At 62.7% G+C, this 9,083-nt stretch carries 7 protein-coding genes, 1 rRNA gene and 2 pseudogenes; all 10 read left to right on the plus strand.

Going from position 1 to position 9,083, the window contains the following annotated elements; translation table 11 throughout:
* Positions 1–7: 7 nt before the first annotated feature.
* Positions 8–913: a dihydropteroate synthase gene (gene folP, locus ACF0H6_RS12295; protein ID WP_395249828.1), complete on the plus strand. Its 906-nt coding sequence runs from the start codon at positions 8–10 to the stop codon at positions 911–913.
* Positions 914–942: 29 nt separating this feature from the next.
* Entirely contained in the window at positions 943–1,302 is a 360-nt protein-coding gene (gene folB / locus ACF0H6_RS12300) for a dihydroneopterin aldolase (protein ID WP_395249829.1), read from the plus strand.
* The gene (folK, locus tag ACF0H6_RS12305) at positions 1,299–1,838 is read left to right on the plus strand and encodes a 2-amino-4-hydroxy-6-hydroxymethyldihydropteridine diphosphokinase (RefSeq protein ID WP_395249830.1); all 540 of its coding nucleotides are present in this window, start codon (positions 1,299–1,301) and stop codon (positions 1,836–1,838) included. Before folB ends, folK begins: the two co-directional genes overlap by 4 nt.
* Positions 1,839–1,841: 3 nt before the next feature.
* Positions 1,842–2,364 (plus strand): annotated as a pseudogene (locus ACF0H6_RS12310) (DUF3180 domain-containing protein).
* Positions 2,345–2,857 carry a PH domain-containing protein gene (locus tag ACF0H6_RS12315; RefSeq protein WP_395249949.1) on the plus strand — a complete coding sequence of 171 codons (513 nt, stop codon included), beginning with the start codon at positions 2,345–2,347 and terminating at the stop codon, positions 2,855–2,857. Before ACF0H6_RS12310 ends, ACF0H6_RS12315 begins: the two are co-directional and overlap by 20 nt.
* Complete coding sequence (locus tag ACF0H6_RS12320; RefSeq protein WP_395249831.1) at positions 2,854–4,323, plus strand: PH domain-containing protein; 1,470 nt, start codon at positions 2,854–2,856, stop codon at positions 4,321–4,323. Before ACF0H6_RS12315 ends, ACF0H6_RS12320 begins: the two co-directional genes overlap by 4 nt.
* Entirely contained in the window at positions 4,316–5,257 is a 942-nt protein-coding gene (locus ACF0H6_RS12325) for a Rossmann-like and DUF2520 domain-containing protein (protein ID WP_395249832.1), read from the plus strand. Before ACF0H6_RS12320 ends, ACF0H6_RS12325 begins: the two co-directional genes overlap by 8 nt.
* Positions 5,258–5,259: 2 nt before the next feature.
* Positions 5,260–6,163, plus strand: a pseudogene (gene panC / locus ACF0H6_RS12330) (pantoate--beta-alanine ligase).
* A 151-nt stretch (positions 6,164–6,314) separates the two neighbouring features.
* A complete protein-coding gene (locus ACF0H6_RS12335) occupies positions 6,315–7,760 on the plus strand; it encodes a DHA2 family efflux MFS transporter permease subunit (RefSeq protein ID WP_395249833.1) in 1,446 nt (481 codons plus the stop codon).
* Positions 7,761–8,489: 729 nt separating this feature from the next.
* Positions 8,490–9,083, plus strand: a 16S ribosomal RNA gene (locus ACF0H6_RS12340); the annotation flags it as partial.

Genomic DNA, 9,083 nt, shown 5'->3' on the forward strand with positions numbered 1-9,083 from the left:
TAAGACCATGGATTCCCTCGCAGCAGCACCCGGAACGGGCCCGGCTACCAGCCCCTTGCCCATCCTCCGCAAACCCCGAGCAGCCGCCCGCTTTGCGGACCTGCCGGCCGATCGCACGCTTGTCATGGGAATTCTGAACGTCACGCCGGATTCATTCAGCGACGGCGGCAAGCACCCCACTTCGGACAGCGCCATTGCCCACGGTTTGCGCATGTTGTACGCGGGAGCGGACATCATCGACGTCGGCGGGGAATCGACCCGCCCCGGTGCCGAAGCCGTGTCCCCGGAGGAAGAGCAGAACCGGGTCTTGCCGGTCATCCAGGCGCTCGTCAAGGCTGGAGCGCTCGTCAGCATCGACACGACGCACGCGTCCACGGCAGCCGCGGCGCTGGAGGCCGGCGCTGCAATCATCAATGACATCTCCGGTTTGAGCATCGAACCCGAAATGGCCGAGCTCGTTGCACGCGCCGGGGTGCCCTATATCCTGACCCATCGCCGGGGCGACGCCGAGACTATGAACAGCCTTGCCGAATACGGCAACGTGGTGGAGGAAGTCATCGACGAGCTCAAGGGTGTCCGCGACAAGCTTTACGCGGCCGGTGTGTCACCGGAACAGATCATTGTGGATCCAGGCCTGGGCTTCTCCAAGGACGAGGACCAGAACTGGCAGCTCCTCAAGTACATCGGAAAACTGGATGAACTCGGCCACAAGGTCTTGATCGGTGCATCCCGTAAGCGTTTCCTCGGAACCCTCCTGACCGTTGCCGGAAAAGCGGCGGCCCCGGAAGAACGGGATCATGCAACTGCGGCCATCACGGCAATCAGCGCCGCGAACGGTGCGTGGGCGGTTCGGGTCCACGACGTCGGCCCCAGCCTTGACGCCGTCAAGGTTGCCGCGCGCGTCAGGCATTAAGTTTCGTGAGCAAAGGGGGAGGAACCGGTTTGGACAAGATCACACTGACCGGCGTGACCGCCGTCGGGCATCACGGCGTCTTCGACTTCGAGCGCCGCGACGGACAGCCGTTCGTGGTGGACGCGGTACTTTACATCGATTTCAGCAAGGCCGCGGAGACCGATGACCTGCAGTACACGGCGCACTACGGTGAAGTGGCCGAGTACATTACGTCCGTCATTGCCGGCGAGCCACTCAACCTGATCGAGGCCCTCGCGGTGCGGATCGCCGAGGGGATCCTGGCTGGCTTCAATGTCGCCGCCGTCGACGTCACCGTCCACAAGCCCAAAGCACCGATCGAAGTCCCTTTCGGTGACGTCACTGTCAGTGTCCACCGGGAGCGTGCATGACTTCGCGCTTCACGAAAGCCATCCTGGCCCTGGGCAGCAATCTGGGGGAGCGGAACGACACCCTGTCCACCGCCGTCGCGGACCTTGTAGACCGCCCCGAAATCCGGCTACTTGGCGTTTCTCCCGTGGTGCAGACCAAAGCTGTAGGCGGACCGGGGGGGCAGCCGGACTTCCTTAACATGGTGATCGCGGTGGAGACCACCCTTGCGCCGCTGGAGCTGTTGCAGCATTGCCACGAGGTCGAGCAAAAGCACCACCGGGTCCGCGAGGTCCGCTGGGGTCCGCGCACCTTGGATGTGGACATCATTGTCTACGACGAAGTCATCAGCGACGACGAGACCCTGACGCTTCCCCACCCGAGGGCCGCTGAGCGTGCTTTCGTCCTGCATCCCTGGGCGCTTCTGGACCCTGCCGCGCTGCTCAACGGTCAAAGCGTCAGCGAACTGGCAGCCAGGGCCCAGGACTTCCCGGATCTACGGCCCTTCGATGGCTTCGACGGTTCCGGCAGCGTCGCCGCCGCGGGAGCGGTGGAGTAGTCCATGAAAGCCATGCGTCCGCTCCTGCTGGGCATCATCGCCGTCGTTCTTGCCGCAGTCGGTTGGCTGGTTACCCTGCTCACCACGCGCTACGGCATGGCGACGCCGGTGCTTCCTCCTTCCGCGTTGGTCACCATGGGCTTCATTGCGGTGCTGACACTGATCATGGGCATCAGAGTTCTGCGCTGGCGCAACGGCAAGAAGAAGACCTTGCTCAATCCGATACCTGGCCGCCCGAACCTTGATCCTCGCGCAGGCCTGCGCGTATGCGGGCACAGTGCTTCTTGGCTGGCACGCGGGAATCGTGATCGAGCAGCTCCGGATCTGGAGCCTGCGCAGCGATCAGGGCATCCTGTGGCTCGCCCTCATCATGGGTGGCGGCGGGCTCATCATGACCATCGTGGGCCTCGTGGTGGAGCGGTTCTGCCGGATCCCGCCGGAAGACCTTGAAGGCGGCCCGGGAATTCGGGATGCCCGCCCCGGCGAGTCCAAAGGCGAAGGTGAGTATGCATACCGCGGCGATTGACCCTCCCGGTATCCAATGGCTGCGCGTATCAGCGAAGTATGTGACCGTGCGGCTCGTCGAGTGGGCAGTCGGCAACGTGATCCTGGTAGCCCTTTTCAGCCTGCCCTTACTCTTCGTACAGCTAGGGTGGTGGAAGTGGCCGCCGCTGTGGTTCGCCGTTGCCATGCCCGCGTTCTTTTTGCTGCTTGCCCTGTGGCGGCTCGTGCTGATTCCCCGGCAAGTCCGGGCGATCGGTTATGCCGAACGCGATGACGACCTGCTGATCCGCCGTGGCATCTTCTTCCAGCGCACCATGGTGGTTCCGTACGGGCGGATGCAATACGTTGACGTTGCCGTTGGACCCGTCGAGCGGCTCCTGGGGCTATGCACGCTCAAACTCCACACCGCATCGGCCGGAACCAACGCCCATTTGCCGGGGCTACCCGCCGCTGAAGGCGCACGGCTGCGTGAGCAGCTTTCGGCCCGCGGCGAAGCGAGGCTGGCCGGGCTGTGACGCAGGAAAAGACCGCCGTCGACGGCGACTGGCACCGCGTGCACCCCGCGTCGCCATTCGTGCGGGGATGGGTGGCACTCGTCGCGATCGTCTACTTCTTTGGCCGCGATACCTTCGAACGATCCCTCCAAGGCCGTGGAGACATCACTCCCAACTTCAATGAGCGCACTCCTTGGCTACTGGCCGGGGGAGGGGTCGTGCTGTTGTTGGCCTTGGGGTCCTTCGTCCTGAGCTGGTACTTCACCCGCTACCAGGTTGCCGAAGGCTATGTGCGGGTTAATTCCGGCTTCTTGTTCAAACAGCAGCGCCAAGCACGGCTCGACCGTGTCCAGGCCATCGACATTGTCCAGCCGCTGCTTCCCCGTATCCTCGGGCTCGCCGAACTGAAGTTCGAGGTAGCCGACGCCGGCCATTCGGCAGTGCGGCTCTCCTATTTGAGGCTCGCGCAGGCGAAACAGCTCCGAGCCACCATCCTGGGCAGGGCAGCGGGCATTGCCGACGGCAGCGAAAAGTTCGAAGTGCCCGAGGCGCCTGAGTACGTGGTGCTGTACCTCCCGCCAGGAAGGCTTGTCGGATCGCTGATCCTGAGCGAGCAGAGCTTCTTCATCGTCCTCAGCGCCATCGCCTCCGTACTGATCTCTGTACTGACCGAATCCCGCGCCTTCATCCTCTACTTGATTCCGGCAATCCTTGGCTTGGGTACGGCGTACTGGCGCTCCTTCAACAAGGGCTACAACTTCACGGCCGCGATTTCCCCGGACGGCATCCGGCTCCGCTACGGGCTCCTCGATACCCAGGCCCAGACCGTGCCTCCGGGCCGGATCCAAGCGGTCAAGGTGACGCAGCCGCCGCTGTGGCGCATCCTCGGCTGGTATCGGATCCATGTGAACGTTGCCGGCTACGGCGAACACCACCGCAGCGAAGGCGCGCACCGCACTTTGCTGCTTCCGGTCGGCAGGAAGGCGGAGGTGATGATGATGCTCTCGCTCGTCTTGCCCGATCCCGGCACCGCCGAGCCAGAGCGAGTATTCACCGCCGGTTTGACCGGCCTGGATTCCGACGCCGGATTTGTCACTACCCCGAAGCGTGCCTGGCTTCTTTCTCCCTTGGGCCGGAGACGCAACGGTTTCCTCGCCACAGACACGGCATTGTTGCTGCGATCCGGGCGTTGGTGGCGTCAGCTGGTCCTCGTGCCGCATCAACGAACCCAGTCCATGGCCCTCCACCAAGGTCCGTTGGCCCGGTTGTTCGGAGTGGCGGACCTCGTCCTGCATACGACTCCGGGACCAGTGGCGCCCCGGCTTTTCAAAGCGGCCACGGAAGAAGCCGTGGAATTGTTCGACCGGCAAGCGGTCCGTGCCCGGGAAGCCCGGAAACTCCAGAGCAGCGAGCAATGGCTGGCCCAGCTTCCACCTATCGAACGCACAATGCAGCACACACCCCAGGAGGAACAGAACCATGGCTAAGCCTGGACGGCTCGGTGTCGGAATCATTGGCGCCGGCAAAGTAGGTGCCGTTCTCGGTGCGGCCTTGCGCGGGGCGGAACACGCCGTCGTCGGGGTTTCGGCCGTTTCCGAAGCGAGCCGGGAACGGGCTGAAACGCTGCTTCCGGGGGTCCCTGTCCTCGAGATCCAGGACATTGTGGAGCGGTCCGAGTTAGTCCTCCTTGCCGTGCCGGACGATGCCCTCGGCGAACTCGTGGACGGGCTTGCCAAGCTCGGAGCATGGCAGCCGGGCCAGCTCGTTGCGCACACGTCCGGCCGATTCGGCGTCGGAATACTGAAGCCGGTCCGTGCCGCAGGTGCCATTCCGCTCGCCCTTCACCCCGCCATGACGTTCACCGGGATGAGCCTGGACTTGACCCGCCTCATGGACTGCACGTTCGGGGTTACCGCCGACGCAGCCATGTTGCCTATCGCGCAGGCCCTTGTTGTGGAGATGGGCGCCGAACCGGTAGCCATCGCCGAGGCCGACCGCACGCTCTACCACGCAGCGCTTGCCCACAGTTCAAACCATCTGGTCACCCTCGTGGCCCAGGCCTCGCAGTTGCTGCGGGAGATCGGCGTCGAAACGCCGGAGCACATGCTTGGTCCCCTGCTGCGCGCCACGCTCGAGAACGCGCTGGCCTCGGGCGAGTCTGCGTTGACCGGGCCGGTGGCCCGCGGGGATGTGGGAACTGTGGCCGCTCACGCGGAGGCCCTCAAGGAGTACGACGCCGGTGCCGGCGGCGATGTCCTCACCGCTTACCTGGCCATGGCCCGCGCCACCGCACGCCGCGCGGTCAACCGAGGGTTGCTCAAGGAGGGCCAACTGGACGAAATCGACGACGCCCTGGACTCGGGCATGCCGGACAAGTCGGATAGGCCGGACAACGGCCCGGCTGAGCAGGAAGGAAACTGAACATGGCCATCAAACTCGTGACCACCGCAGCGGAACTGCGAGCCGAAAGCGCGCGGTTGCTCGCCGAAAAGCCCGGTAGCTCCCAGGGCCTCGTTCCCACGATGGGGGCCCTGCACACCGGGCATGCGGCACTGGCCCGGACCGCCGTCGAGCAGAACGACGTCGTGGTGGCCTCCATCTTCGTGAACCCCCTGCAGTTCGGTGAGGCCACGGACCTGGAACGCTACCCGCGCACGCTCGAAGCGGACATGGCCCTCTTGGACGCCGAAGGCGTGGATCTCGTTTTCGCCCCGTCCGTTGACGAGGTTTACCCCGGCGGGGAGCCGCTGGTCCGGGTGACGTCGGGGCTGCTGGGTGAGAAATGGGAGGGCGCCTCGCGCCCCGGCCACTTCGACGGCGCCCTTACTGTCGTCGCCAAACTGCTGCACTATGGCTTGCCCGGCGGACCCGCGGCCGACGGCGGTGCTGCTGTCTACCGCGCGTACTTCGGCCAAAAGGATGCCCAACAGTTGGCACTTGTGAAGCGAATGGTGGCGGATCTTAGTTTTCCGGTGGACATCGTGGCGGTGCCCACTGTGCGATCGGTAGACGGGTTGGCGCTTTCAAGCCGGAACCGCTTCCTGTCCGGCGAGGAGGCCGAGGCGGCCTTGGTGCTGTCCCGCGCCCTTCGGCTTCTCGAGTCCCGCGCCATGGCGAACGAACCGCTGGGGCTGGACTCCGCCGTCGCGCTCGTTGAATCGCAGCCGTTGGTCGCCTTGGACTATTTCGACGTCGTCGACCCCAGCACGCTGGAGCCGCTCGCCGAAAATTGCCATGGACACTCCATTCAGGGGAGAAGGGCTCGCGATTATTGCGGCGAAGGTCGGACCCGTTCGGCTGATCGACAATCTGCCGCTGAATTCTTGAATTGTTGGCTCCTTGAACATCCGGAAACCGGCGTACCAACGTTTGGATAAACTGCTGACGGGGAATGCAGTGGAGGCTTAGACTGTTGCAGTCTGCAGTGGTGCCGAACCCAGGCGCTACAGACACACGCACCCCAAACTGAGGGATCCTCATGTCTAGCGACGTCACGTCAGACACACACGGCAGCGCCGTGCCGGAAGCGGCGACACATCAAGCCAGCGACAAGATGTCGCGCGAGTCCGTCACCGTTATTGTCACGCTACTTGTAGCCACCTTCGTGGTCATCCTCAACGAAACCATCATGAACGTCGCGCTGCAACGGCTCATGACGGACCTCAACGTTGACGCACCCACGGTCCAGTGGCTTTCCACTGGGTTCATGTTGACCATGGCCGTGGTCATCCCCGCCACCGGCTTCATCCTCCAACGGCTCACTACGCGGGCCGCGTTCCTCCTCGCCATGGGACTGTTCAGCGGCGGCACCTTGCTTGCGGCCCTGGCCCCGGGTTTCGGTGTGCTTCTGCTAGCGCGCATCGTCCAAGCAAGCGGCACGGCAATCATGCTGCCGCTCCTGATGACCACAATTTTGACGCTCGTTCCCTTGACGCGCCGCGGCGCCGTGATGGGCAATGTGACTATCGCGATCTCAGTTGCGCCAGCCCTCGGCCCCACGGTTTCCGGCGTCATCCTGGATCACTTCTCGTGGCGGTTCATGTTCGTCTTCGTGCTGCCCGTCGCCCTGCTGGCCACGGCCATCGGCGCCAAATTCCTCACGAACGTCGGCGAACGCGGCAACGTGAAGCTGGACTTCATTTCGGTAGTCCTGACCGTCCCGGCTTTCGGTGGCCTGGTCTATGGGCTGAGCCAAATCGGCGGCCATGGCGCAACTGCCTTGCCGATTGCCGCGTTGGTGATCGGCGTCCTGTGCATGGTGATGTTCGTCTTCCGGCAGCTCAAGTTGCAGAGGTCCGACGCGCCCTTGCTGGACCTCCGGGCCTTCAACTTCCGCATGTTCACGGTATCCGTGCTGCTCATGGTGGTTGCCATGATGGCGCTCTTCGGCGGAGTGATCCTGCTCCCGCTCTATCTGCAAAATGTTCTGCACCTGCAACCAATGGAGACGGGACTGGCGCTCCTTCCAGGCGGCCTTGCAATGGGTTTGCTCGGACCTGTAGTGGGTAGGTTGTTCGACCGGATCGGGCCGCTTCCGCTCACTGTGACCGGTTCCGTCCTGCTGGTACTCACGTTGTGGCAGTTCTCGATGCTCACCGCCAGCAGCCCGTTGCTGTGGGTTATCGTTCTCTACGCCGTGCTCAGCCTGGGGCTGGCTTTGCTGTTCACCCCTGCGTTTACCACTGGCCTCAACCCGCTTCCACCGCACCTCTACTCGCATGGTTCAGCCATCATGAGCACGCTCCAGCAGGTCGCCGGAGCTGCGGGCACGGCTCTTCTCGTCTCGATCTTCGCCGTGGTGTCCGCAGCGTCCGGCTTGGTGGCCGGAATGCAGGCCGCGTTCCTGACCGCGACGTTCATTGCGGTGATTGCCGTGGTGCTCTCCGCCATGATGCGCAAGACCCCGGGGGCTGCTGGGCATTAGCCCGGACGCTCGATTATTTGTCGGGATTTCCTGGACGACGCTCGCTCACAACTCTGGGGAAGGGACTGTCCGATTTTCGGGGTGGTCCACGGCCGATATTAGTTCGGTCGGTAGAGTCCGACGGCGGGATAGGCTGACCTGTTCAGCGGCCCCTGGGGCCGGCTCGCCAGCGTGACGGGGTTCACCAAAATCCGATCGGCGGTTCCGGCCTGATTTCTGGACGCCGTGGGCCCGCGAGCGTTGTGTTTGCGCGGTTTTTGCCTTGGTGTGGGGTGATTTGCGTGTGGTCTGCGGGGTGTGTAAAGTAATTCGAGTCGCCGCGAGGGATACAGCTTAGAGCTGGGTACCGCGGGTGGCCAATCCCTTTGATTTGAGCCTGAATTGGCTGGTGTTTTGTGCGCCGCAATTCGAGGGATATTCGAATTATCGTACTGAAATTGGTTGAATTGCTGATTTGCTTAGTGTGGATGGTTCGGGTAAGTTTGGAAAGTTGCTCCGGAGCGATCTTGGACCGTGTGGTTTGGGTGGTGTCGGGTGTGTCTGTTGTTTGAGAACTCAATAGTGTGCCAAGTTTGTTGATACCGGTTTATTTTATATGAATTGGTTGATTTGCCGGGCTGCCCGCACCCCCGTGTGTGGTGGTCTGGTTTTTTGGCTGGTTTCAAATTTTGTGCAGCTGTTTCTGCCGTTATTTCCGGTGGTTGTGGTTGTGTCTGTTTTTGTTTTACTTCAACGGAGAGTTTGATCCTGGCTCAGGATGAACGCTGGCGGCGTGCTTAACACATGCAAGTCGAACGATGATGCCCAGCTTGCTGGGTGGATTAGTGGCGAACGGGTGAGTAACACGTGAGTAACCTGCCCTTGACTCTGGGATAAGCCTGGGAAACTGGGTCTAATACCGGATACGACCAGTCACCGCATGGTGGTTGGTGGAAAGCTTTTGTGGTTTTGGATGGACTCGCGGCCTATCAGCTTGTTGGTGGGGTAATGGCCTACCAAGGCGATGACGGGTAGCCGGCCTGAGAGGGTGACCGGCCACACTGGGACTGAGACACGGCCCAGACTCCTACGGGAGGCAGCAGTGGGGAATATTGCACAATGGGCGCAAGCCTGATGCAGCGACGCCGCGTGAGGGATGACGGCCTTCGGGTTGTAAACCTCTTTCAGTAGGGAAGAAGCGAAAGTGACGGTACCTGCAGAAGAAGCGCCGGCTAACTACGTGCCAGCAGCCGCGGTAATACGTAGGGCGCAAGCGTTATCCGGAATTATTGGGCGTAAAGAGCTCGTAGGCGGTTTGTCGCGTCTGCTGTGAAAGACCGGGGC

This window comes from Arthrobacter sp. NA-172 (assembly GCF_043952055.1).
Lineage (GTDB): Bacteria > Actinomycetota > Actinomycetes > Actinomycetales > Micrococcaceae > Arthrobacter.

Bases quoted from the DNA above. Each gene is read 5' to 3' on its own strand.
- folK (WP_395249830.1), top strand. From the start codon at position 1,299: ATGACTTCGCGCTTCACGAAAGCCATCCTGGCCCTGGGCAGCAATCTG.
- folP (WP_395249828.1), top strand. From the start codon at position 8: ATGGATTCCCTCGCAGCAGCACCCGGAACGGGCCCGGCTACCAGCCCC.
- ACF0H6_RS12335 (WP_395249833.1), top strand. From the start codon at position 6,315: ATGTCTAGCGACGTCACGTCAGACACACACGGCAGCGCCGTGCCGGAA.
- ACF0H6_RS12315 (WP_395249949.1), top strand. From the start codon at position 2,345: ATGCATACCGCGGCGATTGACCCTCCCGGTATCCAATGGCTGCGCGTA.
- ACF0H6_RS12325 (WP_395249832.1), top strand. From the start codon at position 4,316: ATGGCTAAGCCTGGACGGCTCGGTGTCGGAATCATTGGCGCCGGCAAA.